This window comes from Acidovorax cavernicola (genome assembly GCF_003581445.1).
Genome location: NZ_QXMN01000027.1, coordinates 39,740 through 66,570, shown reverse-complemented (window position 1 = coordinate 66,570; position 26,831 = coordinate 39,740). Strand labels below are relative to the sequence as shown.

The 26,831-nt window shown below is 67.1% G+C and carries 27 protein-coding genes; 21 read left to right on the top strand and 6 right to left on the bottom strand.

What is annotated here, in order from left to right:
* Positions 1-32 precede the first annotated feature (32 nt).
* From D3H34_RS20325 to D3H34_RS20275, 11 genes are all read left to right on the top strand, one after another.
* Entirely contained in the window at positions 33-1,322 is a 1,290-nt protein-coding gene (locus D3H34_RS20325; RefSeq protein ID WP_119556054.1) for an O-acetylhomoserine aminocarboxypropyltransferase/cysteine synthase family protein, read from the top strand.
* Positions 1,323-1,338: 16 nt separating this feature from the next.
* On the top strand, positions 1,339-1,935 hold the full coding sequence (locus D3H34_RS20320; RefSeq protein ID WP_119556053.1) for a malonic semialdehyde reductase: 597 nt from the start codon (positions 1,339-1,341) through the stop codon (positions 1,933-1,935).
* A gap of 70 nt (positions 1,936-2,005) precedes the next feature.
* Positions 2,006-2,221, top strand: a complete 216-nt coding sequence (locus tag D3H34_RS20315) for a TOBE domain-containing protein (protein WP_007829250.1) — start codon at positions 2,006-2,008, stop codon at positions 2,219-2,221.
* Positions 2,222-2,878: 657 nt separating this feature from the next.
* On the top strand, positions 2,879-3,682 hold the full coding sequence (locus tag D3H34_RS20310; RefSeq protein WP_286185975.1) for a class I SAM-dependent methyltransferase: 804 nt from the start codon (positions 2,879-2,881) through the stop codon (positions 3,680-3,682).
* Positions 3,683-3,760: 78 nt separating this feature from the next.
* Positions 3,761-4,789 (top strand): L-threonine 3-dehydrogenase, encoded by a 1,029-nt coding sequence (gene tdh / locus D3H34_RS20305; protein WP_119556051.1) that lies wholly within the window; start codon positions 3,761-3,763, stop codon positions 4,787-4,789.
* 56 nt (positions 4,790-4,845) lie between these two features.
* The gene (locus tag D3H34_RS20300) at positions 4,846-7,266 is read left to right on the top strand and encodes a GNAT family N-acetyltransferase (protein ID WP_119556050.1); all 2,421 of its coding nucleotides are present in this window, start codon (positions 4,846-4,848) and stop codon (positions 7,264-7,266) included.
* A 114-nt stretch (positions 7,267-7,380) separates the two neighbouring features.
* The gene (locus D3H34_RS20295; RefSeq protein ID WP_119556049.1) at positions 7,381-7,860 is read left to right on the top strand and encodes a rhodanese-like domain-containing protein; all 480 of its coding nucleotides are present in this window, start codon (positions 7,381-7,383) and stop codon (positions 7,858-7,860) included.
* A gap of 42 nt (positions 7,861-7,902) precedes the next feature.
* Positions 7,903-8,823 (top strand): serine O-acetyltransferase EpsC, encoded by a 921-nt coding sequence (epsC, locus tag D3H34_RS20290; protein WP_119556048.1) that lies wholly within the window; start codon positions 7,903-7,905, stop codon positions 8,821-8,823.
* A complete protein-coding gene (locus tag D3H34_RS20285) occupies positions 8,820-9,089 on the top strand; it encodes a helix-turn-helix domain-containing protein (RefSeq protein ID WP_119556047.1) in 270 nt (89 codons plus the stop codon). The genes epsC and D3H34_RS20285 overlap by 4 nt, the downstream gene beginning before the upstream one ends.
* A 73-nt stretch (positions 9,090-9,162) precedes the next feature.
* Positions 9,163-10,095, top strand: coding sequence for a family 2A encapsulin nanocompartment shell protein (locus tag D3H34_RS20280; RefSeq protein ID WP_119556046.1), 933 nt, complete (start codon positions 9,163-9,165; stop codon positions 10,093-10,095).
* Between the two features lie 69 nt (positions 10,096-10,164).
* Positions 10,165-12,072 (top strand): family 2A encapsulin nanocompartment cargo protein cysteine desulfurase, encoded by a 1,908-nt coding sequence (locus tag D3H34_RS20275; RefSeq protein WP_434057701.1) that lies wholly within the window; start codon positions 10,165-10,167, stop codon positions 12,070-12,072.
* A 26-nt stretch (positions 12,073-12,098) separates the two neighbouring features.
* On the opposite strand, the gene D3H34_RS20270 is transcribed toward D3H34_RS20275, so the two are convergent.
* Complete coding sequence (locus D3H34_RS20270; RefSeq protein WP_119556045.1) at positions 12,099-13,067, bottom strand: alpha/beta hydrolase family protein; 969 nt, start codon at positions 13,065-13,067, stop codon at positions 12,099-12,101.
* A gap of 128 nt (positions 13,068-13,195) precedes the next feature.
* Here D3H34_RS20270 and D3H34_RS20265 point away from each other — a divergent pair, with 128 nt between their 5' ends.
* Positions 13,196-14,554 (top strand): NAD(P)/FAD-dependent oxidoreductase, encoded by a 1,359-nt coding sequence (locus D3H34_RS20265; protein WP_119556044.1) that lies wholly within the window; start codon positions 13,196-13,198, stop codon positions 14,552-14,554.
* Between the two features lie 36 nt (positions 14,555-14,590).
* On the opposite strand, the gene D3H34_RS20260 is transcribed toward D3H34_RS20265, so the two are convergent.
* The 4 genes from D3H34_RS20260 to D3H34_RS20245 all read right to left on the bottom strand — a co-directional run bounded on the left by D3H34_RS20260 (position 14,591) and on the right by D3H34_RS20245 (position 18,532).
* Positions 14,591-15,292, bottom strand: a complete 702-nt coding sequence (locus tag D3H34_RS20260) for an aspartate/glutamate racemase family protein (protein WP_119556043.1) — start codon at positions 15,290-15,292, stop codon at positions 14,591-14,593.
* Positions 15,293-15,310: 18 nt separating this feature from the next.
* Positions 15,311-16,243, bottom strand: a complete 933-nt coding sequence (panE, locus tag D3H34_RS20255; RefSeq protein WP_119556042.1) for a 2-dehydropantoate 2-reductase — start codon at positions 16,241-16,243, stop codon at positions 15,311-15,313.
* Positions 16,244-16,308: 65 nt separating this feature from the next.
* On the bottom strand, positions 16,309-17,529 hold the full coding sequence (solA, locus tag D3H34_RS20250; protein WP_119556041.1) for an N-methyl-L-tryptophan oxidase: 1,221 nt from the start codon (positions 17,527-17,529) through the stop codon (positions 16,309-16,311).
* A 19-nt stretch (positions 17,530-17,548) separates the two neighbouring features.
* Positions 17,549-18,532, bottom strand: a complete 984-nt coding sequence (locus D3H34_RS20245) for an aliphatic sulfonate ABC transporter substrate-binding protein (protein WP_119556040.1) — start codon at positions 18,530-18,532, stop codon at positions 17,549-17,551.
* Positions 18,533-18,763: 231 nt separating this feature from the next.
* On the opposite strand from D3H34_RS20245, the gene D3H34_RS20240 reads away from it, so the two are divergent.
* The 4 genes from D3H34_RS20240 to D3H34_RS20225 are packed head-to-tail and all read left to right on the top strand — an operon-like array spanning position 18,764 to position 21,669.
* Positions 18,764-19,606: an ABC transporter substrate-binding protein gene (locus D3H34_RS20240; RefSeq protein WP_119556039.1), complete on the top strand. Its 843-nt coding sequence runs from the start codon at positions 18,764-18,766 to the stop codon at positions 19,604-19,606.
* 9 nt (positions 19,607-19,615) lie between these two features.
* Positions 19,616-20,332, top strand: coding sequence for an amino acid ABC transporter permease (locus D3H34_RS20235; RefSeq protein ID WP_350308484.1), 717 nt, complete (start codon positions 19,616-19,618; stop codon positions 20,330-20,332).
* The gene (locus D3H34_RS20230; protein ID WP_119556038.1) at positions 20,329-21,063 is read left to right on the top strand and encodes an amino acid ABC transporter permease; all 735 of its coding nucleotides are present in this window, start codon (positions 20,329-20,331) and stop codon (positions 21,061-21,063) included. Before D3H34_RS20235 ends, D3H34_RS20230 begins: the two co-directional genes overlap by 4 nt.
* A gap of 48 nt (positions 21,064-21,111) precedes the next feature.
* Positions 21,112-21,669, top strand: coding sequence for an NADPH-dependent FMN reductase (locus D3H34_RS20225; RefSeq protein WP_119556037.1), 558 nt, complete (start codon positions 21,112-21,114; stop codon positions 21,667-21,669).
* A gap of 166 nt (positions 21,670-21,835) precedes the next feature.
* Here D3H34_RS20225 and D3H34_RS20220 read toward each other — a convergent pair whose 3' ends face one another.
* Positions 21,836-22,483: an FMN-dependent NADH-azoreductase gene (locus D3H34_RS20220; RefSeq protein WP_119556036.1), complete on the bottom strand. Its 648-nt coding sequence runs from the start codon at positions 22,481-22,483 to the stop codon at positions 21,836-21,838.
* A 134-nt stretch (positions 22,484-22,617) separates the two neighbouring features.
* Here D3H34_RS20220 and D3H34_RS20215 point away from each other — a divergent pair, with 134 nt between their 5' ends.
* The 5 genes from D3H34_RS20215 to cysT all read left to right on the top strand — a co-directional run bounded on the left by D3H34_RS20215 (position 22,618) and on the right by cysT (position 26,821).
* A complete protein-coding gene (locus D3H34_RS20215) occupies positions 22,618-23,532 on the top strand; it encodes a LysR family transcriptional regulator (protein WP_119556035.1) in 915 nt (304 codons plus the stop codon).
* A 150-nt stretch (positions 23,533-23,682) separates the two neighbouring features.
* Positions 23,683-24,324, top strand: coding sequence for a peroxiredoxin (locus tag D3H34_RS20210; protein ID WP_119556034.1), 642 nt, complete (start codon positions 23,683-23,685; stop codon positions 24,322-24,324).
* Positions 24,325-24,344: 20 nt separating this feature from the next.
* Entirely contained in the window at positions 24,345-24,920 is a 576-nt protein-coding gene (locus D3H34_RS20205) for an RBBP9/YdeN family alpha/beta hydrolase (protein WP_119556033.1), read from the top strand.
* Positions 24,917-25,933 carry a sulfate ABC transporter substrate-binding protein gene (locus D3H34_RS20200; protein WP_119556032.1) on the top strand — a complete coding sequence of 339 codons (1,017 nt, stop codon included), beginning with the start codon at positions 24,917-24,919 and terminating at the stop codon, positions 25,931-25,933. Before D3H34_RS20205 ends, D3H34_RS20200 begins: the two co-directional genes overlap by 4 nt.
* Positions 25,934-26,821, top strand: coding sequence for a sulfate ABC transporter permease subunit CysT (gene cysT, locus D3H34_RS20195; protein ID WP_119556031.1), 888 nt, complete (start codon positions 25,934-25,936; stop codon positions 26,819-26,821).
* Positions 26,822-26,831 lie beyond the last annotated feature (10 nt).

Sequence of the window (26,831 nt, the reverse complement as noted above, 5' to 3'; positions counted from 1 at the left end):
TCTTCCTTCCGTTTTTCCGAAAGGTCCTCTTCATGTCGCAGAACTGGAAATTCGAAACCCTGTCGGTGCACGCCGGCTATTCGCCTGAACCGACCACGCGCGCCGTGGCGCCGCCGATCTACCAGACGGTGGCCTATGCCTTCGACAGCGCGCAGCACGGCGCGGACCTGTTCGACCTGAAGGTGCCGGGCAACATCTACACGCGCATCAACAACCCGACGCAGGACGTGCTGGAGCAGCGCGTGGCCGCGCTCGAAGGCGGCATTGCGGCGCTGGCGCTGGCCTCGGGGCAGGCGGCCGTGACCTATGCGATCCAGACCATCGCCGAGGCCGGCGACAACATCATCAGCAGCACGGCGCTGTACGGCGGTACCTACAACCTGTTCGCCCACACGCTGCCGCAGTTCGGCATCACTACGCGCTTCGCGGACCACCGCGACCCGTCCAGCTTCGAGAAGCTGTTCGACGACCGGACCAAGGCGGTGTTCGTCGAGTCGCTCGGCAACCCAGCCGGCAACGTGACCGACATCGCGGCCATCGCCGAGATCGCGCACCGCCACGGCGTGCCGCTGATCGTCGACAACACCGTGCCCTCGCCGTACCTGAGCCGGCCCATCGAGCACGGCGCTGACATCGTCGTGCACTCGCTCACCAAGTACCTGGGCGGCCACGGCACCAGCATCGGTGGCGCCATCGTCGATTCGGGCAAGTTCCCGTGGGCCGAGCACAAGGAACGCTTCAAGCGCCTGAACGAGCCCGACGTGAGCTACCACGGCGTGGTCTACACCGAGGCGCTGGGCCCGGCCGCGTACATCGGCCGTGCGCGCGTGGTGCCGCTGCGCAACACGGGTGCGGCCATCTCGCCGTTCAACGCGTTCCTGATCCTGCAGGGCATCGAGACGTTGGCGCTGCGCATGGACCGCATCAGCAGCAACGCGCTCGCGGTGGCGCAGCACCTGAAGCAGAGCAAGGCCGTCGACTGGGTGAACTACGCCGCGCTCGAAGACCATGCCGACTACCCGCTGGCGAAGAAGTACTTCGGCGGCCGTTCGAGCGGCGTGCTGACCTTCGGCATCGGCTCGGGCCGCGAGGGTGGGGCGAAGTTCCTCGATGCGCTCAAGCTCTTCACGCGCCTGGTGAACATCGGCGACGTGCGCTCGCTGGCCACGCACCCCGCGTCGACCACGCACCGGCAGCTGTCGCCCGAAGAGCTGGCCCGCGCCGGCGTGACGGAAGACACGGTGCGCCTGTCGGTGGGTATCGAGCACATCGACGACTTGATCGCAGATCTCGACCACGCGCTCGCTGCCGCCTCGAACTGACACGCCGGTGCAAGACATGACCACACTGCAAGCCATTCCCGACGCCGCGCTCGACCAGCTGTTCCGCAAGGCGCGCACCGTGCACGCCTTCAAGCCGGTGCCCGTGACCGACGCACTGATCCACCAGCTCTACGACCTCGTGAAGTGGGGCCCGACCGCCTACAACGCGCAGCCGGCACGCTACGTGTTCGTGCGAAGCGAGGAAGCCAAGGCGAAGCTGAAACCGGCCGTGTCGGCGGGCAACACCGCGCAGACGCTGCAGGCCGGCGTGACGGTGATCGTGGCGCACGACACGCGCTTCTACGAACATCTGCCCACGCAGTTCCCGGCCTACGACGCCAAGCCCTTCTTCGAGAAGAGCGCCGAGGCCGCGCGGGCCACGGCCTTTCGCAACAGCAGCCTGCAGGGCGCCTACCTGATCCTGGCGGCACGCGCGCTCGGGCTAGACGCGGGGCCGCAGTCCGGCTTCAACGCCGACCTGATCGACAAGGCCTTCTTCCCCGACGGACGCTACCGCGCGAACTTCCTTGTCAACCTCGGTGTGGCCGACCACGCCGGCACCTTCGAGCGTGGGCCGCGCCTGTCGTTCGACGACGTGGCCGAGATCGTCTGAAGGGCGCGCCATCTTCCTGCTTCACCTTCCACCCTTTCCCCATCCACCCGCACCTGAAAGAGAACCCATCATGTCCATCCAAGCCATCAACGTCCGCAACCAGTTCAAGGGCAAGGTCCGCGAGATCATCCGCGGCGATGTCGTTTCCGAAGTCGATGTCGAGACCGCCTGGGGCATCGTCACCTCGGTCATCACCACGCGCTCGGTCGACGAGCTGCAGCTGAAGGTCGGCTCCGACGTGGTCGCCCTCGTGAAGTCGACTGAAGTTTCGATCGCGAAGCTCTGACGGACCCTCGGGCTGTGCGATGACCCGGTGCTGTTGAGGCACCGGGTTTTTTTACGCCTGAAGGCGCGAGTGAAATTCCGAGCGCTTCGACCCGCGGGCGAAAAAATCCACACACGCGTCCAGGAAAAATTCAGCGAGAGCCAGGATTTTTTCCTCGCGATTTATTCACAATTCCATGGCTTGAAAGCATCCTTAACCATGCATTTCCGGACAGGGATTTTTTCCAGATAGAACCAAGGTTTCCGGATCCTGCAGCCTGCGCAGTGGAACGAACGGCATGAGCCGATTGGCAGTCTTTACTTTCCCTGACTCGCCCTCTAAAGTTTCATCCGCTTACAAATCGCAATGTGCCTTGGAGGTCCTGGAATGGCTGCCAGCATTGTCTTCGTTGAGCTTCTTCTTTCTGACGGTGTCCGCCTTGCGCGGAGCCGCTCACCCCACCGCAATCCGGCCTCGCCGCTTGCCGCCATTCGTTCTCGAAAGAGATAGGTAGTCCGACCTTCTCTGCCGGCTTGAGAGCTTCCGCGTTCGCGGCCTCCAGACGCCGCGGACCTCGTGTCCCACCGGTTTCGCCGTCGCGCGAGATCCGTTTCCGTCACCCCAGGAGGAACGCCTGTCCAGCGGCGGCGCGTGGGGTTGCCTGTTACCCGTGAATTCATGCGGCGCGCCCTGCAAGGCCGCATGGATTTCTTTGTGTTCAGCCACCACCCTGAAGGAAAACGCATGTCCGATTCAACGCACAGCCAGTTCGACGATTTGTCCGCGCTCTACGAGAACATGGCGTCCTGGCCATTTCGCAAGGAGATCGAAACGCCCAGCATCCTGGAGACATTGGGAGATGTCAAAGGCAAGCATGTGTTGGATTTCGGATGCGGCGACGGCACCTATTCGCGCATTCTCAGGAAGCTGGGCGCCGCGCGTGTCGTGGGCTTCGACGAGGCGGAAGGCATGCTGGCCCACGCCCGCCGCATGGAGCGCGAAGCACCGCTGGGCATCGACTATGTCAACAACCTCTCGACCGAACTGAACCAGCAGTTCGATCTGGTCCTGGGCGTGTATGTGCTGCCCTATGCGAGCGACCAGCCGGCGTTGCACAAGATGTGCGCCGACATGGGGCGCGTGCTGAAGCCGGGCGGTCGCCTTGTGACGCTGCCGATCCATCCCGATTTCGATCCCGACCCCGCGTACTACGCGCCCTATGGTTTCGCAATGACGCAGACGCCTGCGCATGCGGACGGCACCCGCGTGAAGCTCGATCTTTTCTATTCCGACTTCAGGGCCACCGTGACCGCCTGGTACTGGAACTTTGCATCGCTGGACGCCGCGCTGAAGGCCGCCGATTTCACCTCGGTGGCGCACATCAATCCCATGCCGTCGAAGTACCGCACGTCGGCCTATCCCGATCTGCTGCGGCGCTATCTCGAAACGCCGCACGCGGTGATTCTTGACGCCCGCCGTTGAGCCTCTTTCCCCGACTTCATCCACCCCTTCGATGACCGGCCGCGGGGCCGCTTGTCGTTCTTCTTGAGGAGCGAATCCATGCTTGCGCTTGTGAAAGCTGAAAGTGCGGTCGGACTGTGGCTGCAGGAGGTGCCGATGCCCACGCTGGGAGACGGCGAGGTGCTCATCCGCATCCGCAAGACGGGCATCTGCGGCACCGACCTGCACATCTGGAACTGGGACGACTGGGCACAGCGCACCGTGCCCGTGCCGCTGGTCACGGGCCACGAGTACGCGGGAGAGATCGTCGAGAAAGGCGCAGGCGTGCGGCACCTGCGCCTGGGCCAGCGCGTCAGCGGGGAAGGGCACCTGATCGATCCGCACTGCGCGGCGGCGCGCTCGGGCCGCTTTCACCTGGACCCCAACACGCGCGGTGTCGGCGTGAACCATCCGGGCGCGTTCGCCGAGTACCTGGCGCTGCCGGCGTTCAACGTCATCGCGCTGCCCGACGACATCGACGACGAGCTCGGGGCCATCCTCGATCCGCTGGGGAATGCGGTGCACGTTGCGCTGTCGTTCGACCTGGCGGGCAACGACGTGCTCATCACCGGAGCCGGCCCCATCGGCATCATGGCAGCGGCGGTGGCCCGGCATGTGGGCGCGGCGCGCATCCTGCTGGCCGACATCAACCCCGAGCGCCTGAGCCTGGCGCGCAGCATCGTCGACGTGACGACCGTCGATCTGCAGCAGACCAGCTTGGTGGAAGCAGCCCAGGAGCACGGGATCGACCAGGGGTTTCAGATCGGCTTCGAGATGAGCGGCAGCAATGCCGCGCTGGATTCGCTGGTGGACGCGATGGCACCGGGCGGCCGGCTGGCCTGCCTCGGCCTGCCGTCGAGAAAGGTGCTGCTGGACTGGAGCGCCATCGTCTGCAAGAGCCTGCAGATACGCGGCGTGTACGGGCGCGAGATGTTCGAGACCTGGCGCAAGGGCCTGGCCATGCTGCGCAACGGCCTGCGCGTGCGGGACGTCATCACGCACCGCTTCGCCGCCCGGGAGTTCCGGCAGGGATTCGCCGCCGCGCAGGCGGGCACGGCCGGCAAGGTCGTGCTTGACTGGTCGGCCTGACGTCCGGCCGCCGCCATCCATCGACGGGTTGTTCCACCTTTGTCTGCGAGGTCCCGATGACGATCACCGTACAAGCGCTCGACTCCCTGAACGAGATCGATCCCGGCGAATACCGCGCGTTCTTCCTGCAAAGCCGCGCGCCGCTGTTCTACGACCAGCGCTTCATGCTCGCTGCCGAGCAGTCGCCGCTGTTGCCCGTGCATCGCACGCTCTACTTTCTCGTGCGCAGAAAAGGGCGCCTGGTGGCCTTCATGCCCGCCTACCTGCAGGACCTGGGCGCGGTCGATCCGCTGGGCGTGCTGGCCCACTCGGTCGGCTTGCAGAACGACGGCGCGGACCGGGGGCTGTTCAGCCATGTCATGCACTGCTTCGACAGCACCATCCCGGCGCTGTCGCCCACGCCCGAGGTCTACGGCGCCTTGCTCGATGCGATGGCGGACGTGGCGCGAGCGGAGCGTGCGCGCTACTTCGGCCTGCTCAACCTGCCCGATGGCCCGGCGCTGCGCGAGGCGGCGCGCGCGGGCCTTCGCGTGAGCCACATGGTCGATCGCTATGCTGCCGACCTGTCTGCCTTTCCCGACTTCGACAGCTTCGTGAGTGCGTTGCCCGCCGACGGCCGCCACGAGATGACGCGGCAACTGCGCAAGTTCCAGTCCAGCGGTGCGAGCGCCCGGGTGATCGCACCGCCGTTCGGCGACAAGCTCGACCAGCTGGCCGCGCTGTGCCAGCAGACCACCGCGCGCAACGGAACGCCGCACTACTTTCCGGCCGAGCCGCTCGCGCGTTTCAGCCGGCTGTGCGGCGACCTCATCCGCCTGAGCGTGGTCGAGGTCGAGGACCGGCTGGTGAGCGGCTTCATCTGCTTCGAGGAAGCGGGAACCTTCCACCTGTGGTCGGCGGGCATGACCTATGACGAGACGCCGTTCAGTCCCTACACCATCGGCGTGGCCGCAGCCTGTCGCCACGCCATCGAGAAGGGCCTGCGGCGGCTGGAAGGAGGGCGCCTGCATGCGCGCATCAAGACCCGGCTCGGCCTGCGACCCCTGCGGCTGTATGCCGCGACGAGCGAGGACCGAGGCAAGGCAGCGGCGTCGGCGAGGCTTCCGGATGCCGCGCAGGTGCTGGTGCGCACGCTGGAGGGCGAAGTCCGCTTTCGCGACCATCCGGCCTACGAGGAGTGGCTGGGCGCCGCCGCATGGAACGGGCGCACGTTTGACCGGCGGCCTGCCGCCATCGTGCGCGCGGCCAGCGAGGCTGATGTGGTGCGGACCATCGCCTTTGCACGCGAGACGGGCTTGCGCATCAGCGTGCGCGGCGGCGGCCACAGCTACGCGGGCTGCTTCTTGCGATCCGACACGCTGATGCTGGATGTGTCGGCGCTCAACCAGCTGGACATCGATGTCGCCCGTTCGCGCGCCATCGCGGGGCCTGGTGTGCAGGGCGCGATGTTGAGCACGGCGCTGGCTTCGCACGGGCTGGCCTTTCCCACGGGACATGGCCGCAACGTGGCCATCGGCGGGTTCCTGCTCGGTGGCGGGCTGGGCATCAACTGCGCGCAATGGGGCGGGATGAGCGTCTTCAATGTCGAGGCGCTCGACATCGTCGACGCCCAGGGCCGCTGTCGCCATGTCGATGCCGAGCACGATCCGGCGCTGTTCTGGGCCGCGCGCGGCGGCGGGCCGGGGTTGTTCTTCGTCGTGACGCGCTTCTATCTCAAGTGCTGGCCGCTGCCGCGCGCCATTCGCGGCAGCCTGTACGCGGCCGACGTGTCGCAGCTGGGCGCCGTGCTCGAGGAGATCGAACGCGCCGATCCACCGCGCAATCTGCAGGTCATGGTGATCGTCGCCTCGGACTCCGCGAGCGGAAATCCGGTCGTGCTGGTCAACACGCTGGCGTTCACCGGCGACCTGGCCGAGGCCACGCGCCTGCGAGCCGGCCTGACGGATCGCATCACCACGCCGCTGACGGCACTGGAGGTCGACCAGCCTTCGGGCTTCGAGACGATCTACCAGGCGACCGACGCGATGCTCGTGTCGCGGCGCTACCGCACCGACAACATCCTGACGGACCGCACGCAGGACATCGCGCCGATCCTGAGCCGGCACCTGCCGGCCAAGCCCTCTCCCGCAAGCGTGATGCTGCTGGTGTGGCGCGGCAAGGACCCGTCGTACCCGGATGCCGCGTATTCCGCGCGCGGCCGGTACTTCGTCTCGACCTACGCGCAGTGGAACGAGGCGTCGGACGATGCCGTCAATCGCGCGTGGCTGAACGGCATGTACGACGAGCTCGCGGGCATTGCGTCAGGGGCCTACGTCAACGAGTTCGATCTGGAGCATCGCTCCGCTGAAGTCGGGCGTTGCTTCGGCGACGAGAACCGGCAGCGCCTGTCGGAGCTGCGCCGCCTGCACGATGCGAACAGTCTCTTCGTGCCCGTGGAGACGCTCGCACAGGATGTGCCGCCGGACGTGCCGCTATAGATCAAGAGGTTGTAAGAAACCGACTTTTCAGTTGTTTGTGCTTCGGCGCGCGGCTCCTACAGTGGTGGTCATCGCCATCAAGGCGAATCCGATGCACAACAGGAGCCGCACAGCATGTCAGTGGAAGTTGAAGAACTCGTCCTGCCCGAAGCACTGGCGCAGGCGCGCGAACGGGCCCTGGAGGCCGGTTGGCCCTATGCCGGCGGCGTGACCCCGCCGGTGGCCTGGCAACTCGTCCAGAGCGGCCAGGCCTTGCTGGTCGATGTGCGCTCCGGCGAAGAGCGCAAGTTCGTCGGCCACGTGCCCGACAGCCTGCACGTCGCCTGGGCCACGGGCACGGCGCTCACGCGCAATCCGCGCTTCGTGCGCGAACTCGAAGCCAGGCTGGCCAAGGATGGCGGCAAGGAGGCCTTGGTGCTGCTGCTGTGCCGCAGCGGCAAGCGTTCGGCCCTGGCTGCCGAAGCCGCTGCCAAGGCAGGCTTCACCAGCGTCTTCAACGTGCTCGAAGGTTTCGAGGGCGAGATCGACGCGGCGGGGCACCGCGGTGGTGCCGACGGCTGGCGCTTCCACGGGCTGCCGTGGGTGCAGGACTGAACCTCACACACACACACGAACACTCACGGGAGAAGAACACACATGGCCCATTTCGAGGTGAGCGACATCGTGCGTGCGTTGCACGAGGTGCGCGACGAATGGCGCGATTCGCAGCGCCGTTCGCGCGAACCCGGCGCGCGCGAGTTTCCGTCGCGCGATGCGCTCGCGCAGATCGTCGAATCGCTCAAGGGCGCGCTGTTTCCGATGCGGCTCGGGCCGCCGGACCTGCGTCACGAGAGCGAAGATTTCTATGTGGGCCACACGCTCGATGCCGCGCTGCAGGCGCTGCTCGTGCAGGCGCGGCTCGAGCTGAACTTCAATGCCCGGTTGCAGCCGCGCGCTCCCAGCGAGATCGACGCCGCGGCCACAGAGGCCGTCCGGCAGTTCGCCAACGCGCTGCCGGGCCTGCGGCGCCTGCTTGACAGCGACGTGCTCGCGGCCTACCAGGGCGACCCGGCGGCGCGCAGCGTCGACGAGGTGCTGCTGTGCTATCCGGGCGTGCTGGCGATGATCCATCACCGCCTCGCGCACCGTCTGTACGAGCTCGACCTGCCGCTGCTGGCGCGCATCGTGGCCGAGCTGGCGCATGCGCAGACCGGCATCGACATCCACCCGGGCGCGCAGATCGACGCGGGCTTTTTCATCGACCACGGCACGGGTGTCGTGATCGGCGAGACGGCCGTCATCGGCAAGCGCGTGCGGCTGTACCAGGCCGTCACGCTCGGCGCCAAGCGCTTCCCGACCGACGCCGAAGGCAACCTGCAGAAGGGCCTGCCACGCCATCCGGTGGTGGAGGACGACGTGGTGATCTATGCGGGCGCGACCATCCTCGGGCGCGTCACGCTGGGCAAGGGCGCGGTCATCGGCGGCAATGTGTGGATCACGGACGACGTGCCGCCCGGTGCCAGCGTCTCGCAGGCGAGCCTGCAGAACAGCAGCACGACGAAAGCGGGGAACGCATGAAAGGCTTCGTGGAAGACTTCGGCGTGACCGTGCGGCAGTTGCGTGAAGGGCAGGGCTGGTCGCAAGAGGAGCTGGCCGAGCGTTCCGATCTGAACCGCTCGTACGTGGGCGAGATCGAGCGTGGTCGCGTGATTCCGTCGATCGTCACCGCGCACAAGCTGGCCGGCGCGCTGGGCATCAACATCGTGCATCTGCTCGCGCAATGCGAGCAACTGGAGCAGTCGCGCCTTGCGCGAAGGATCAACTTGGCGGCTATAGCCTGTTGAGGGAAAACCCGTGGCCGCCAGACACTGGCGGCCACTGTCGTTTTCTTCTTCTCAACCCACGGAGCCCTGATCCATGAGTGCAACAGTCGGTGGTACCACCGCCCTCGGCGACAACGCCGCCCGCCAGCTAGCCAACGCCACCAAGACCGTTCCCCAACTCGAGACCATCAGCCCGCGCTGGCTGACGCACCTGCTGCAATGGGTGCCGGTCGAGGCGGGCATCTACCGCGTCAACAAGGTCAAGAACCCCGAGTCGATCAAGGTCACCTGCACCTCGCGCGAAGAAGAGAACCAGCTGCCGCGCACCTTCGTCGACTACGAAGAGAACCCGCGCGAGCATTTCTTGAACGCCGTGAGCACCGTGCTCGACGTGCACACCCGCATCTCCGACCTCTACAGCAGCCCGCACGATCAGATCAAGGAGCAGCTGCGCCTCACGATCGAGACGATCAAGGAGAACCAGGAGAGCGAGCTCATCAACAACCCCGACTACGGCCTGCTGGCCCAGGTGAGCGAAGAGCAGCGCATCTTCCCGCTGACCGGCGCGCCCACGCCCGACGACCTCGACGAGTTGCTGACCAAGGTGTGGAAGGAACCCGCGTTCTTTCTCACGCACCCGCTGGCCATTGCCGCCTTCGGCCGCGAAGCCACGCGCCGCGGCACGCCGCCGCCGACCGTGAGCCTGTTCGGCTCGCAGTTCATCACCTGGCGCGGCATTCCGCTGATTCCCTCGAACAAGGTGCCGGTGGCCGACGGCAAGAGCAAGATCCTGCTGCTGCGCGTGGGCGACAAGCGTCAGGGCGTGGTGGGTCTGTTCCAGCCGGGACTGTCGGGCGAGCAGAGCCCGGGACTGTCGGTGCGTTTCATGGGCATCAACAACCATGCGATCGCGTCGTACCTGATCTCGCTGTACTGCTCGCTCGCGGTGCTGACCACCGACGCGCTGGCGGTGCTCGACGATGTCGAGATCGGCAAGTACCACGACTATCCCGACACCTACAAGTAAGACATCGCGGTGAGCACACCCACGATTCCGGGCGAGGCCGCGCCGTTCGATCCGGCCGTCCTTTCGCGCATGGCCAGCGCCATGTTCTCCGCATTGCCGGGCACGCCGCCGACCTCGCTGCCGGGCGTGGCCAGCGGCCTCGTGCCGGGCGCGCAGTTTCCGGCCAACGTCGCGCCACCGGGCTCGCCGCTGGTGAGTCCCGCGGGCTTCGGCCCGAGCGTGCCGGGCACGCCGATCCCGCAGGGGCAGATTCCGGGCGCCAATGTGCTGCCCGCGTCGCCGACCCAACTGCCTTCGCTCGCGAACCGCGCACCGGCCCTGGTGCCGCACGCGGTGGCGGGCAATGGCGTGCCGGACCATGTGCTGTCGGTGGCGCCGGCCCTCGAGCCGCGTTCGGGCGGCACGGTGCAAGGCGTGCCGCAGCTGGTGGGGGCGCCTGCATCGCCGCAAGCGGTGGCCTCGCCGTTCTACTTCCTGGGCAACGGCCATGGGCATCCAGTGGCCGGCGCCGCAGCTGCTGCGCCGGGCGACGGCTTCGCCATCCACGATCCCTTCGCGGACCTCGCCGCGCTGGCGACGCAGCCCTCGGCACAACCTGCATTGCCGCACGGCGCGCCCTCGGCGCCTGCCGGGCGCGACGCGCAGTTCTACTTCGTCGATGCCGTGCGCCTGCCCAGCGGCTTCGTCACGCCGGCCAAGCCCGATCCGCGCGGCCCCGACGCGGTGCCGCTGGCCGGCAGCGGCCGGCATCCGCCGTTCGACGTGCACGCCGTGCGGCGCGACTTCCCGGTGCTGCAGGAGCGCGTGAACGGCAAGCAGCTCGTGTGGTTCGACAACGCGGCCACCACGCACAAGCCGCAGTCGGTCATCGACCGCATCGCGTACTTCTACGCGCACGAGAACTCGAACATCCACCGCGCGGCGCACGAGCTGGCCGCGCGCGCCACCGACGCCTACGAAGGCGCACGCGAACGGGTGCGCCGCTTCATCAATGCGCCCGAAGTGGAGGAAGTGATCTTCGTGCGCGGCACCACCGAGGCCATCAACCTGGTGGCCAAGAGCTGGGGTGGGCAGCATGTGGGCGAGGGCGATGAGATCATCGTCTCGAACCTGGAGCACCACGCCAACATCGTGCCGTGGCAGCAGATGGCCGCCGCCAAGGGCGCGAAGCTGCGCGTGATCCCCGTGGACGATTCGGGCCAGGTGCTGCTCGACGAATACCGCAAGCTGCTCAACGACCGTACGAAGATCGTCGCCGTCACGCAGGTGTCGAACGCGCTGGGCACCGTGGTGCCGGTGAAGGAGATCGTCGAGCTGGCCCACCGCGCGGGCGCGAAGGCGCTGGTCGACGGCGCGCAGTCGGTGTCGCACATGCGCGTGGACGTGCAGGACCTCGGCGCCGACTTCTTCGTGTTCTCCGGCCACAAGGTGTTCGGCCCGACCGGCATCGGCGTGGTCTGGGGCAAGCGCGAAGTGCTCGAAGACATGCCCCCGTGGCAGGGCGGCGGCAACATGATTGCCGACGTCACCTTCGAGAAGACGGTGTTCCAGCCGATCCCGAACAAGTTCGAGGCCGGCACCGGCAACATCGCCGACGCGGTGGGCCTGGGCGCGGCGATCGACTACGTGAACAAGGTCGGCATCGAGAACATCGCGCGCTACGAACACGACCTGCTGGTCTACGGCATGGCGCAGCTCGGCGCGATCCCGGGCGTGCGGCTGATCGGCACGGCGGCCGACAAGGCCAGCGTGATGTCCTTCGCGCTCGACGGCTACAGCACCGAGGAGGTGGGCCACGCGCTCAACGACGAGGGCATTGCTGTGCGCACAGGGCACCACTGCGCGCAGCCGATCCTGCGGCGCTTCGGCGTCGAGACCACGGTGCGGCCGTCGCTGGCGTTCTACAACACCTTCGACGAGATCGACCGGCTGGTGACGGTGGTGCGGCGGCTGGCCGGCCAGCGGCGCACGCGGTAGTGAAGTAGGACGGTCGCGCGACTGGGTCAGGGCTTCGATGCGAGGTGCTGCCTGAAGAAGGCGAGTACCTTGGCATTGAAGTCCGCATGGAAGGCCACGCGGTCGAAGCCGGCCCCGTCGTTGCAGATCTCTGGCAGTACCTTGGCCATGGCGGGCGCGCAAGGCGCCAGGAACGCGAAGTGCCCGGTGTTCGCGGCCACGTGCCAGTCCGGCGGTGTGGGCAGGTTGCGGCGGACGGCTTCCACGTCGTCCGGCATCACCCCATCGCCGCCACGGGCCGAGGCCCAGAGCTGCACGGGCACCGCGACCTGCTTCAGTCCCTCGGCGTCGAAGAAGCTCAGCGGATCGACGATGACGGCGGCCTTGATGCGCGCGTCGCGCACCGGTGGCGCAGGCAGTTCCTGGCGCTGGATCTGTCCGCAGAACGGAATCCTCGACGCCGGTGTGCAGAAGCGCAGGCCGAGCTTGTAGTCGGGCACCGCGCCCGTCGCCACGAGGCCGGTGAAGCCGCCCCGGGAGAAACCGAAGAAGCCGACCTGGTCGGCGGTGAGCTTCGCGCGATGCGGCCAAGCGCCGAGCATGTGGTCGGCCAGTCGCCGCATGTCGATGGGCCGTGCGGCCAGCGTCGAGAGATGGCCCCGGCGTTCCATATCCTGGAAGTTGTCGTTGGGGTGATTGATGGCGGCGACCACGAAGCCAGCGTCTGCCAGCGCGGCGGCCGTGTCGTGGTGGCCCAGGAACGAGCCGCCTGAGCCGTGCGACATCAGCACCAAGGGGAGCTTCGCGCCAGCGATGGGGCAATCCTTCGCGGCCGAGATGGCGATCAGGCCGAACGAGATGTCGGTGGGCGGCGCCTCGCAAGGTGTCCACACTGCGCCACGCAAGGCCGGTCCGTCCTTGTCGGCCGGGACTTCGATGAAGCTGAATCCCGCGGCATGGCTCCATGCGGCGGATAGGCAGAGCGCGGCAGACAAGGCAAGGCGTCGCAGGAACATGGCGTGCAAGCTGGGGGGATGACGGGGCACCAGTGTGCCGTCTCCCGATCCGTGTCACCAACCGTTTTGTGTCGTGCGATGCGGGCGCGCTATGCTCTGTCGCTGTCAACCACGCAGCTTGTCTTCGCATGTCCCAGCCCCAGGTTTCCTCTCCCGGCGTTTCCAGCTCTCCAGAATCCTGCGATGTGTTCGTGATCGGCGGCGGCCCCGCCGGATCGACGATCTCGGCGTTGCTGGCGCAGCAGGGCCGAAAGGTGGTGCTGGTCGAGAAGGAGCACCACCCGCGTTTTCACATCGGCGAATCGCTGCTGCCCGCGAATGTCGAGCTGTTCGACAAGCTCGGCGTGCGCGATCAGGTCGAGAAGATCGGCATGCCGAAGTTCGGCATCGAGTTCGTCTCGCCGGAGCATGAGCACCGCAGCTACGTCGAATTCGGCGAAGGCTGGGACAAGTCGCTCGACTCCGCCTGGCAGGTGCGCCGTTCCGAACTCGACGAACTGCTGTTTCGCAATGCCGCCACGCGCGGCGCCCAGGCCTTGGAAGGTTGCAAGGTGCGCGACGTGGCCTTCGACGCCGACGGCGCCAACGTGCAGGCCGTGATGGACGACGGCACCAGGCGCAGCTGGCGCGCGCGCTTCGTGGTCGACGCGTCCGGGCGCGACACGATGCTGGCGAACAAATTCCGCTGCAAGGAAAAGAACCCCGACCACAACAGCACCGCGCTGTTCGGCCACTTCACGAACGCCGAGCGGCTCGAGGGCAAGAAGGAAGGCAACATCAGCATCTGCTGGTTCCCGCACGGCTGGTTCTGGTTCATTCCGCTGGCCGATGGCACGACCAGCGTGGGCGCGGTGTGCTGGCCTTATTACCTGAAGACGCGCGAGAAGCCGCTCAAGGATTTCTTCTACGACACCATCGCGCTATGCCCGGTGCTGGTCGACCGCCTGAAGAACGCCACGCTGGTCGACGACGCGGTGCATGCGACGGGCAATTTCTCGTACTCGAGCACGCACGCCACGGGCGACCGCTATCTGCTGCTGGGCGATGCCTTCGCTTTCATCGACCCGATGTTCTCCTCCGGCGTGTACCTCGCGATGCACAGCGCCTTCGACGGCGCCGAGTTGGTGAACGCCGCGCTCGACCAGCCGGCCGAACTCCCGCGCGCGCGCGAAGCATTCGAAGCCATGATGCGCAAGGGGCCGCGCGAGTACTCGTGGTTCATCTACCGCGTGACCAACCCGACCATCCGCGACATGTTCATGTACCCCGGCAATCCGTTCCGGGTGAAGGAGGCGCTGATGTCGCTGCTGGCCGGCGACATCTACAGGGGCACGCCGATGTGGGGCGCGCTGCGCATGTTCAAGGTGATCTATTACGGCATCTCCATCTCCAACTTCCGCCGTACCTGGGCGGGCTGGAAGCGGCACCGCTTCAACACCCGCGACATGGGGATGCTGAGGGGCGAGACGATCCAGAAGCAGGAGTAGGCCTGGCGAAGACCTGGCTCCTGCTGCAGGGCAGGGCTACCAGCCCGACATTCCTGTGCTGTTGGACGCCCAGGCCTTGCTCGACGCGCGCAGCATGGCCACCGCATGCGCCACGCCCAGTTGCGGGCTGCTGAGCACGTCGACACCCAGGTCCGCCAACAACGCCGTCACCGGCGCCATCGACGCCTGCGCCAGCACGATCACATCGGTGGCATCGGCTGCGGCGCGGATCGATTCGGCCAGCGTGGCCACGTAGCGCGCGGTGTCGCCGGACTGGAAATGCACCCAGGCGTCTTCGACCAGCAAGGTGCTGGCCCGGATGCCGACACCGGCCTGACGGGCCGCGGAGAGCACGAGCGACAGGGTCGGGTCGATGGTGCTCTCGACAGCGCCGACGATCAGCACGCGCGGGCCGTTGCGCACGGCGCGGTCGGCCATGGCGCGATCGATGCGCAGGGCTGCAAAGGCGCCGCCGGTGGCGGTTTTCTCTGCGATGCCGCCGATGGTCGAGCAGGTGCACACGACGACGGCGGCGCCGTCCGAGGCGGCATCCCGCATGGCTTCGTGCACGCGCGTCACGAGGCTGGCGTTGTCGATGCCCAGCCTGCGCGCATCGGCCAGCAACTCTTCCATCACCACATGCTGCACGCGCAGCTCGGGCGCGACCTCGCGTGCGAGGTTGCCGAAGGTCTGCACATGCACCTGGGCCGTGTGGAGGAAGGCGAGCGTGTCTGCCATGAGGCTCGTCGTGTCCGTTCAGCCGGCCTCGCGGGCGCGCCGGAACTCGTAGGCCTTGAGGTGCACGTACGCCGTGCGCAGCACCGACGGCGTGGGTGACTCGGTGCGCGCAGCACGGGCCAGCAGATCGCCCAGGATGTGGTCGGCCTCGACGCGCGCGCCGCGGGCCATGTCCTTGTACATCGAGGCGGTCATGGGCGAGCCGGCGGTCGTGACCACCGCGCGACCACGTGTGATGGCACCGGGCCGCGGGGCAAAGCCGTTGTGGGCGGCGATGGCGCAGCATTCGTCGAAGATCGCCAGCGCCACGTCCTCGCCGCCGGCGGCCACGATGTCGCCGATGGAGGCGTGCATGAGGCTCGTGAGGCCCGCGGCCGAGGCGATGAAGACCCACTTTTCCCACATGTCCTGCGCGATGGTCTCGCTCGCGGTGGCTGCGAAGTTCGCGCCGTCGAACTGCGCCGCGATGGCATCGATGCGCGCGGAGCGCCCACCTGCACGTTCGCCGTAGCTCAGGCTGTGCATGTCGTTCAGGTGCAGCACGCGACCCTCGTCGTCGAGCGTGGCGGAGATCATGCACAGGCCGCCGAGCACGCACGCATCGCCGAAGCGCGCGGCCAGCCGGTCGATGTGGCCGAGGCCGTTGAGCAGCGGAAGGATGACTGTGTCGGGGCCGACGGCGGGCGCGAACGAATCCATGGTCGCGTCGAGGTCGTAGGCCTTGCAGCCGACCACGACCACGTCGTACGGGCCGTCGATCTGTTCGGCCAGCACATGTTTCGGTGTCGGCAGGTCGAGGTCGCCGAAGGGGCTGCGCACCACGAGCCCGGTCGTGGCCAGCTGGGCTGCGCGGCCCGGACGCAGTAAAAAGGTTACGTCGCGGCCCGCTGCGAGCAGGCGTCCGCCGAAGTAACCACCGAGTGCACCAGCACCCACCACCAGGAATCGCATCGCGCGCTGCCTCCGAAGAAACTGAAGATCGGAAGCGATGATGCCCCGGATCGCGCGCGTACGCCTCAGGGGTATTGCGAGGCCACCAACCGCTCGCGGGCAAAGGGCCGCAGGTCGAGGCCGTGCGCGCTTTCGCGGCCCAGCACGCGGTCGGCGATGGCGTCGCCCAGTCCGGCCGAGTGCTTGAAACCATGGCCCGAGCAGGCCGAGACGATCAGCACGTGGGGCAGGCCGTCGAGCGCGTCGATCACGAAGCGACGGTCGGGTGTGACGGTGTACATGCAGGCGCGGGCCTTGAGCGCGTGTCCCTGGATCTGCGGAAAGCGGCCGGCCACGCGGTTGCGGTACATGGCGGCGGTTTCTTCGGCGCTCACGTCGCGGTTGAGCGCGTCTGGCGTGGTGGCGTCGACGTACTGCTCGGTGGCGACCTTCAGCGCGGGCTGCGATGCGTCGGAGGCCGGAAAGCCGTACATGTAGTCTTCCTGCGCGTCGCCGAACATCCAGATGAAGATGGGGAAGCGCCCGGGTGCGAAGTCGGCCGCGGCAGAGGGGCCGGTGTCGAACCAGTGCATCACCTGCCTGTGCACCGAGAAGTGGGCTTGCCAGTCGGTGCGCGCCTGCCGGCCGAGGAATTCGGGCAGCCAGGCGCCGGCGGCAACCACTACCTGGTCGGCGGTGAAGCTCGCGGTGTCGGTGCGCACGCGCACGGTGTCGCCATTGCCCACGGGCTCGACGCTCAGCACGCGCTCGCCCGTGCGGGTCTGTGCGCCGTCGGCGCGGGCCACGGCGAGCTGGGCGGCGATGGCTTCTTCGGGCCGCACGAAACCGGCGTCGCGTTCGAGATAGCCGATCTCGTCGCCTTGCAGGTGGAACTGCGGATAGCGCGCGCGGATGCCGGCTGCGTCGAGCACTTCATGCGCGATGCCGAAACGCTCGGCGCAGGCGATGGTGCGGCGCACGAAGTCGGACTTGCCATGGTGTTCCGCCACGCGGTCGCGCGGCGCGAGGATGAGGCCGCCGGTGGTGGTCATCAGCTCGTGGCCGGTGCGCGCTTCGAGTTCACGCCAGATGGCGTGCGAGCGGTGCACCAGCGGCACGTACTCGTCGCCTTCGCCGACGGCCAGTCGCGTGATGCGCGAATCGCCGTGCGAGGAGCCCTGGTCGTGTGGCGGCGCGAACTGGTCGATGCCGAGCACGCGCGCGCCGCGCTGCGAGAGCTGATACAGGGTGGCCGCGCCGAGGGCGCCCAGGCCGATGACGATGGCGTCGTAGTGGGGGAGGGTCACGGGGCGAAGGGTGTGGTCGTCAAACAAGGTTCAGGTCGAGGAAGGCATCCTTCACCGCGATGGGCTGCGGAATGAGCTTCAACTGCGCGAACACATCGGCCAACCCCTGTTGTTCGCGGGCGATGGCGGGCGTGAGCGCAACAACGCCATACTGCCGCCGTTCGGTCGCCAGCGCCAGCACCTTGGGTTCGACCTTGAGCTGCGGCGCGAGCGTGGCGACGACCTCGGCCGGGTTCGCCTGTGCCCATTCGTTGGCCTTGCGCAGTTCGGCGAACACGGTGCGCAGCGTGTCCTGGTTGGCGCGCGCGAAGCCGGCCTGCGCAAAGTGGTAGGTGCGGTTGCCGCTCAGGCCAGTGCCGTCGAACAGCAGGCGCGAATCGGTCGCCACCTGCGCGCCGGCCAGGAACGGGTCCCACAGGCCAATGGCCGCCACGCTGCCCGACTGGTAGGCGGCCACGGTGTCGGAGGCCGTGAGGATGTTGACCGGCTCGATGTCTTCGTAGCGCAGGCCGGCCGCTTCGAGTGCGCGGATCAGCACGTACTGCGTGTTGTAGCCGCGGCCGGTGACGACCTTCTTGCCCTTCAGGTCGCGCACGCTGCGGATCGGCGAGTCGCGCGGCACCAGGAAGCCGACGCCGCCGGGGTAGGGGCTCTCGGCTGCGAGATACACCAGGCCCTTGCCGCTGGCCTGCTGGAACACGCCGATGCCGTCGGAGGCATGGCCGAAGTCGATGGCGCCGGCGGCCAGCGCTTCCGAGAGTTGGCTGCCGCCAAGGAACTCGCGCCACTCGACGCTCACGCCGGCCGGCGCGAGCGCCTTCTCGAGCTGGCCCGTGCCCTTGAGGATGTTGAGCGTGTTGAACTTCTGGTAGCCGATGCGCAGCGTGCGAGCGCGGGTCTGGGCGAACAGCGGCGCCGAGGCGGCGACGGCGGCAGCGCCGACGCCGGCGCGAAGCAGAAGGCGCCGGGAGACGGCGGGAGATGAAGAAGCGGGGATGTGCATGAGAAGAGCGAGGCCACGTCACGCGGTCAAGGAAGAAAAAAGCAGTCAGTCGGAAGGCGGAGGCTGGCCACTCTAGGGATCGACGCCTTCACGCGCCACGAAGCTTTTGTCATTTGTTCATGCGCAACTCGTCGCTGCATATGCAAGCGGAAATTGCTTCGTTGGCGCCGTGCCGGACACTGCCTAGAGTCGCGCTCTCTCATTTTTTTCTTCTTCAAGCGAAGCGCAGGCATGACCCGCAATACCCACTCTTTCACTCTGACCAGCCTGGCCCTGGCTCTCGGCGCCTTCACCACCTTGGGCAACGTCGCCTGGGCCGACAAGCTCGACGACATCCGCAAGGCCGGCGTGCTGCGCGTGGCCGCGTTCGACGGCAACCCGCCGTTCGGCTACATCGATCCGGCCAGCAAGAAGCAGGTGGGCCATGACATCGACCTGGCCACCGAGTTCGCGAAGAGCCTGGGCGTGAAGATCGAGCTGGTGCCGACCAACCCGGCCAACCGCATTCCGCTGCTCACCTCCGGCAAGGCGGACGTGGTGTTCGCGAGCTTCACCATCACCGACGAACGCGCCAAGGCCGTGGACTTCACCACGCCTTACTTCCTGGTCGGGCAGCAGTTCCTCGCGAAAAAGGGCGTGCTGAAGGACGCCGCGCAGATCAAGGACATCCGCATCGGCACCGAGAAGGGCACGACGATGGAGTCGAACCTGCGCAAGAACTACCCCGACGCCAAGGTCGTGCTCTACGACGATTCGCCGTTCGCGCTGGCCGCGCTGCGCAACGGCAACGTGCAGGCCATCACCAACGACGGCGTGAAGCTCACGGCGCAGTGGAATGCGATTCCTGACAAGGAGAAGTACGAGATCCCGGCGATCACGGTGTCGAAGGAATACCTCGGCGCGGCCGTGGCCAAGGGCGAGACGCGCCTGCTCGAGACGCTCAACGCCTGGCTGGTCGACAGCGAGAAGAACGGCCGCGCCGTGGCGATCTACGACACCTGGTTCGGCCCGAACAGCAAGGCACCGCTGCCGCGCCTGCTGAAGATCGGCGACCAGCGCGTGGCCGCCAACTGACCGGCAGCCTTGACCGATCTGTTGCGCGAGCATCTGCTCGCGCCCCGTTATCTGGGCTGGCTGCTCGACGGCTGGCTCGTGACCGTGGGAGCCTCGCTGCTGGTGGCGGCGGGCGCAACGCTGCTCGGCGTGGTCGTGGCGGCAGGGCGCTCGTCGAGCCGGCCCGCGTGGCTTCGCGTGAGCGGCGCGTACGTCTCGCTGTTTCGCAACACGCCGCTGCTGGTGCAGCTCTTCTTCTGGTACTTCGGCGCGCCCAGCGTGCTGCCCGAGGCGCTGCGCGAAGGGCTGCTGGCGGGGCGTTTCATCTCCTTCGAACTGCTGTCGGCGCTCTTCGGGCTCACGCTGTATGCGGCGGCCTATGTGGGCGAGGACATCCGCTCAGGCATCCGTGGCGTGCCGGTCGGACAGACGCTGGCGGCGCAGGCGCTGGGCTTCACGCGCGCGCAGGTGCTGACGCAGGTGGTGCTGCCGCAGGCGCTGCGCATCGCGTTGCCGCCGCTGCTGGGTCAGTACATGAACATCGTCAAGAACACCTCGCTCGCAATGGCCGTGGGGCTGGTCGAGCTGTCGTATGCCTCGCGGCAGGTCGAGGCCGAGACCTTCAAGACCTTCCAGGCGTTCGGCGTGGCGACGCTGCTCTACATCGCGACCATCGGCGTGATCGAAGTGCTGGCAGCCTGGGCGGCGCGCCGGCAGTCGCAGGTGCCGGGGAGGGCGGCGACATGACCGACGCGTTGCACACGCTATGGGACAGCCTGCCGTACCTGCTGTGGGGCGCCTTTCCGCAGGGCGAACTGGGCGGTGCGGCGCTCACGGTGCTGCTCAGCGCCGGCTCGGGCATCGCCTCGGCGTTGCTCGGACTGGCGTGGGGCATCGGGCTGGCGATGGCGCGAGGGCCGCTGAAGCGTGTGCTGACGCTGGCGCTGGCCTTCCTGCGCGCGATCCCGGTGCTGATGCTGATCTTCTGGACCTACTTCCTGCTGCCGTTCGCGCTGGGCGTCAGCGTGCCGGGCGTGCTGTCGGTGATGTGCGCGCTGTCGCTGGTGGGCGGTGCCTACCTGGCGCACGCGGTGCATGCGGGCATCCGCGGCATCGGCGCGGGGCAGTGGGCGGCGGGGCTGTCGCTCGGGCTCACGCGCTGGGGCACGCTGCGTCATATCGTGCTGCCGCAGGCGCTGCGGATGATGCTGCCGTCGTTCGTCAACCAGTGGGTCACGCTCGTGAAGGACAGCTCACTCGCGTATGTGGTGGGCGTGGGCGAGCTGTCGTTCGTGGCCTCGCAGGTGAATGCGCGCACCATGGTCTATCCGGCGGAGATATTCATGCTCGTGGGCGCGATCTACTGGCTGCTGTGCACCGGGCTGGACCGGCTGGCCCACGGGGCCGTGCGGCGCGCGCAGGCGCGTGCGCCGGTTGTCATGAACTTTTCTGGAAAAGGTCTTGAGCGCTTCGCATAATCGTCCCGGTCATTCCGACAGCCTTTCTCACTTCAAGGAGTTCCACCCATGGCACAGACCCGGATCGCCGTCATCGTCGGCAGCCTGCGCAAGGATTCGTTCAACCACAAGCTGGCCCTTGCACTGGCGCATCTCGCACCGTCGGACTTCACTTTCGAAACCCTGCGCATCGACGATCTGCCGCTGTACAACCAGGACGACGACGGCAACCAGGCCGCCCAGGTGAAGCGCCTCAAGAGCGAGGTCGCGGCGGCACAGGGCGTGCTGTTCGTCACGCCCGAATACAACCGCTCGATCCCCGGCGTGCTGAAGAACGCCATCGACCACGCCTCGCGCCCTTACGGCCAGAGCGTCTGGGCCGGCAAGCCGACCGGCGTGCTCGGCATCTCGGTGGGTGCCATCGGCACGGCACTGGCGCAGCAACACCTGCGCAACATCCTGGCCTACCTCGACGCACCGACGATGGGCGGTCCCGAGGTGTTCCTGCAGGCCAAGGAAGGCCTGTTCGACGACAAGGGCCACATCGGCAACGCAGACACGAAGAAGTTCCTGCAGGGCTGGATGGACAAGTACGTGGCTTGGGTCAAATCCCACTCCGCAGCCTGATTGGGCTCGCCCCCAGGCTTCGCGCACTTCGTGTCGCTTCGCCAACCCCCTCGCCCGGGGGCAACACCAGCGGCCCGGCAAAGCCGGTTCCGCGGTGTTCTTGGCCTGAAGACAAAAAGGGCCGCCCTCATGGGCGGCCCTTTTGGTTTTTCAGCCTGCTACGGGATCAGGCGGCTTGCGCAACGGTCTTCTGGTTCGCGGCTTCGCTCGTGGCCACGAGGATGTCGGCGCGGGCTGCGGCCAGTGCGGCGGCCTTAGGGGCGTCACCCATCGCGATGCCTTCGGCGCGCACGAAGCGCACGTCGGTGATGCCGAAGAAGCCGAAGATCACCTTCAGGTAGCTCTCCTGATGTTCCGCAGCCTGGCCGCCTTCGGAGGTCGAGTAGATGCCGCCGCGGCTCGAAGCCACGATCACCGTCTTGCCGCCGGCCAGGCCGACGGCGCCCTTGTCGGTGTATTTGAAGGTGCGGCCGGCCTGGGCGAGGCGGTCGATCCAGGCCTTGAGCTGGGTCGGGATGGTGAAGTTGTACAGCGGGGCGCCGAGCACGATGACGTCGGCGGCCAGGAACTGGCTCACCAGCTTTTCCGACAGGGCGTTCTCGCGCAGTTGCGCTTCGGTGGGCTGGGCCTGCACGCCGGTCTTGATGCCGAGGGCATCGGCGCCGAAGTGCGAGGGCGCGTTCACGGCGAGGTCCAGGTACTCGACCTGGGTGTCGGGATGGGCGGCGCGCCAGGCGGTCACGATTTCCGCGGTCAGCTGGCGCGAGGTGGAGCCGGCGGCGAGGATGCTGGAGTCGATGTGGAGCAGCTTCATGTCAATCAAACGCTTTCTTTGCGGGTGTCGGCGCTCAAAGGTGGCCGGCGTTGGGAGAATTCTATTTTTGATGCCATTGGCTGATAAGTAGCCAAATTTCGATCAGATCGTTCTGTTTGCGGGACAATGAGGCGATGCAAGACCTCAACGACATGGTGTTCTTCGCCGAAGTGGCCGAACGGGGCGGCTTTGCCGCGGCCAGCCGGGCGCTGGGCATTCCCAAATCGCGCCTGTCACGCCGCGTGGCCGAACTCGAGGAGCGGCTGGGCGTGCAGTTGATGCAGCGCAGCACGCGGCGCCTGTCGCTCACGCCGGCCGGCGAGATCTACCTGCGCCACGCCTCCGCCATGCGTGACGCGGCCCAGGCTGCGGCCGAGGCGGTGGCGCAGGTGCAGACCGAGCCGAGCGGACTGGTGCGGCTGACCTGCCCGGTCACCATCGCGCACAGCGGGCTGGCGCAGCTGATGCCGGTGTTCATGGAACGCCATCCGGCGGTGCGTGTCGATATGCGTGTCATCAACCGGCCGGTAGACCTGATCGAGGAGGGCATCGACATCGCGCTGCGGGTGCGCCCGGCCATCGAGGACAGCACGGTGCTCGTGGCCAAGACCTTCGGCTACAGCCGCGGCGTGCTGGCTGCCAGCCCGGCGCTGCTGGCGCAACACGGGCCGGTCGAAACGCCGACCGATCTCGCGAAGCTGCCGACGGCGGCCATGTCGGTCAACGGGGAAGGGCGCGCCGAATGGCGGCTGGAAGGCCCGGACGGCCGCAGCCACCTGCATGTGCACACGCCGCGTTATGTGGCCGACGACCTGGCGACGCTGCAGTTCGGCACGCTGGGAGGCGTCGGCGCCACCATGCTCCCCGACTACATGTGCCGCGCCGACATCGAAGCCGGCCGGCTGGTGCGCGTGCTGCCCGGCTGGGGGCCGTCGCCGGTGGTGGCACACATGGTGTTTCCGGCACGGCGGGCGCTGGTGCCGGCGGTGCGGCGGCTGATCGACTTCCTGTCGGAGCACCTGCAGAGCGAGGAAATGCGGATGTTCTGAGGTCGATTGCTATCGAAAAGATAGCGTTCTGCGGCGGGCTTGGATGGCTCTATATGCGGAAAACGTCATATCCAAACAAACAGATATTCGTTTGTCATTGAAGCACCCGTTCGCACAATCCGAGGCTTCCACCCCATCCTTGGAGCGACCATGGCAACCCTGCGACTCGGCGACACCGCCCCCAATTTCACCCAGGACTCCAGCGAAGGCCCGATCGATTTCCATCAGTGGGCCGGCGATTCGTGGGTCGTGTTCTTCTCGCACCCGGCCGATTTCACGCCCGTGTGCACCACCGAACTCGGCAAGACCGCGGCGCTGTCGGGCGAGTTCGCCAAGCGCGGCGTGAAGCCCATCGCGCTGAGCGTCGATCCGGCCACCAAGCACAAGGAGTGGATCGGCGACATCAACGAGACGCAGAACACCACCGTCAACTTCCCGATCATTGCGGACGCCGACCGCAAGGTGGCCGACCTGTACGACCTGATCCACCCGAACGCCTCCACCACGGCGACGGTGCGCAGCGTCTACATCATCGACCCCAAGAAGATCATCCGCACCACCATCACCTACCCGGCGTCCACCGGCCGCAACTTCGACGAGATCCTGCGCGTGATCGACTCGCTGCAGCTCACCGACAGCCACAAGGTCGCCACGCCCGTGAACTGGAAGGACGGCGACGACGTCGTCATCGTGCCAAGCATCCAGGACCCGGCCGAACTCGCCGAGCGTTTCCCCAAGGGCTTCAAGGCCGTCAAGCCTTACCTGCGCATCACGCCGCAGCCCAACAAGTAAGCAAGCAGGACTGCGCCGTCATGCAGACTCGTGTCGTCATCGTGCCCGGCTGGCGCGACTCCGGGCCCGGCCACTGGCAGAGCCTGTGGGAAGAGCGCATCCCGGGCGCCGCGCGGGTCGTGCAGGACGACTGGGCCTCGCCGCGGCGCGAGGCCTGGGTCTCGACGCTGGCCAAGCTCGTGCTCGACACGCCCGGCCCGGTGGTGATCGCAGCCCACAGCCTGGGCTGCATCGCCACGGCGCACCTGCCGCCCGAGGCCGCCGCCCGCATCCAGGGCGCACTGCTGGTGGCGCCGGCCGATCCCGAGCGCCGCGCGGTACTGTCCGACTTCGCGCCCGTGCCGTATGCGGCGCTGCCGTACCGCAGCATCGTGGTGGCGAGCAGCAACGATCCCTATTGCCCCATCCGCCTTGCCGGCGCCTACTCGCGCGCCTGGGGCAGCGAGTTCGTGCGCATGCAGAATGCGGGGCACATCAACATCGATTCGGGGCACGGAGACTGGCCGCTCGGCCTGGCCCTGCTGCAATCGTTGACCGACGAACCCGCCGCCTGGTCGGCGGGACGTGAATTTTCAGAAAACCTGGCAACCACATGACTTCCAGAATCAAGACCTTCGTCGCCGTGCTCGCGCTGGCGTCCTCCGCACTCGCCGGCAGCACCGCCTTCGCACAAGGCACCGGGCTGCTCAACGCCTCGTACGACGTGGCCCGCGAGTTCTACAAGGACTACAACGCGGCCTTCGTGGCGAACTACAAGAAGACCACTGGCAAGGACGTCAAGATCGACCAGTCGCACGGCGGCTCCAGCGCCCAGGCGCGCGCGGTGGCCGACGGCCTGGACGCCGATGTGGTGACCATGAACACCTCGACCGACATCGACTTCCTGGCCAACGCCGGCGTGGTTGCCAAGGACTGGAACAAGAAGTTCCCCGAGAACGCATCGCCCACCACGTCGACCATGCTGCTGCTGGTGCGCAACGGCAACCCTAAGGGCATCAAGGACTGGGACGACCTGGTCAAGCCCGGCGTGCAGGTCGTGATCGTCAACCCCAAGACCGGCGGCAACGGCCGCTACGCCTACCTGGCCGCCTGGGGCTACATCAAGAAGAAGGGCGGCACCGACGCCCAGGCTGCCGAGTTCGTCGGCAAGCTGTTCAAGAACGTGCCGGTGCTGGCGCGCGGCGGCCGCGACGCGACCACCGCCTTCCTGCAACGCAACATCGGCGACGCGCTGATCACCTTCGAATCCGAAGTGGTCTCGATCGACCGTGAGTTCGGCACCGGCAAGGTCGACTCGGTGTACCCGTCGATCTCCATCGTGGCCGAGAACCCGGTCGCCATCGTCGAGCGCACCGTCAAGAAGAAGGGCACGGGCGACCTCGCCAAGGCCTACCTCGACTGGCTGTACTCCGAAGAAGCGCAGGAAATCGCCGCCAAGCACGCACTGCGTCCGCGTTCGCAGACCGTGCTCAAGAAGTACGCCGCCACCTTCAAGCCGCTGCAGCTGTTCACGGTGCAGGAACTGTTCGGCAGCCTGAGCGAAGCGCAGAAGGTGCACTTCAATGACGGCGGTCAATTCGACAAGTTGTACACGCCCGGCGCGAAGTAAATGAGCGGCGCTGCTTCTTCGGCGCTCCCGGCAGCGGGAGCGCCTTTTTCACGTGCCAACCGGGCAGGGGGCGCCAAGCGCGTGCTGCCCGGTTTCCACATCACGCTCGGCTTCACGATCTTCTATCTGTGCCTGATCGTGCTGATCCCGTTGTCGGCGCTGGTCTTCAAGACCTTCACGATGACCTGGGAGCACTTCTGGGTGTCGGTGACCGCGCCGCGCGTGATGGCCTCGTACCGCCTGACCTTCGGCGCCTCGCTGATCGCGGCGATGGTGAATGCGGTGTTCGGACTGCTCGTGGCCTGGGTGCTGGTGCGCTACAAGTTTCCGGGCAAGCGCATCGTCGATGCGTTGGTCGACCTGCCGTTCGCGCTGCCGACGGCCGTGGCCGGCATCTCGCTTACTGCGCTGCTCGCGGGCAATGGCTGGATCGGCCAGCTGCTCGAGCCGCACGGCATCAAGCTGGCCTTCACGCCGGCGGGCATCGTGATTGCGCTGATCTTCATCGGGCTGCCGTTCGTGGTGCGCACGGTGCAGCCGGTGCTCGAAGACGCCGAGAAAGAGCTTGAAGAAGCCGCGACCTCGCTGGGCGCCACGCGCCTGCAGACCTTCACCAAGGTGATCTTCCCGTCGATCGCGCCTGCGCTGCTCACGGGCTTCGCGATGGCGTTCGCGCGCGCCATCGGCGAATACGGTTCGGTGATCTTCATCGCCGGCAACATGCCGATGATTTCCGAGATCACGCCGCTCATCATCATCGGCAAGCTGGAGCAGTACGACTACACGGGCGCCACGGCGGTCGCGCTGGTGATGCTGGTGCTGTCGTTCATCCTGCTGCTGGTCATCAACGGCCTGCAAGCGTGGCAGCGCAAGCGCGCGGGAGCCTAGAAATGTTGCA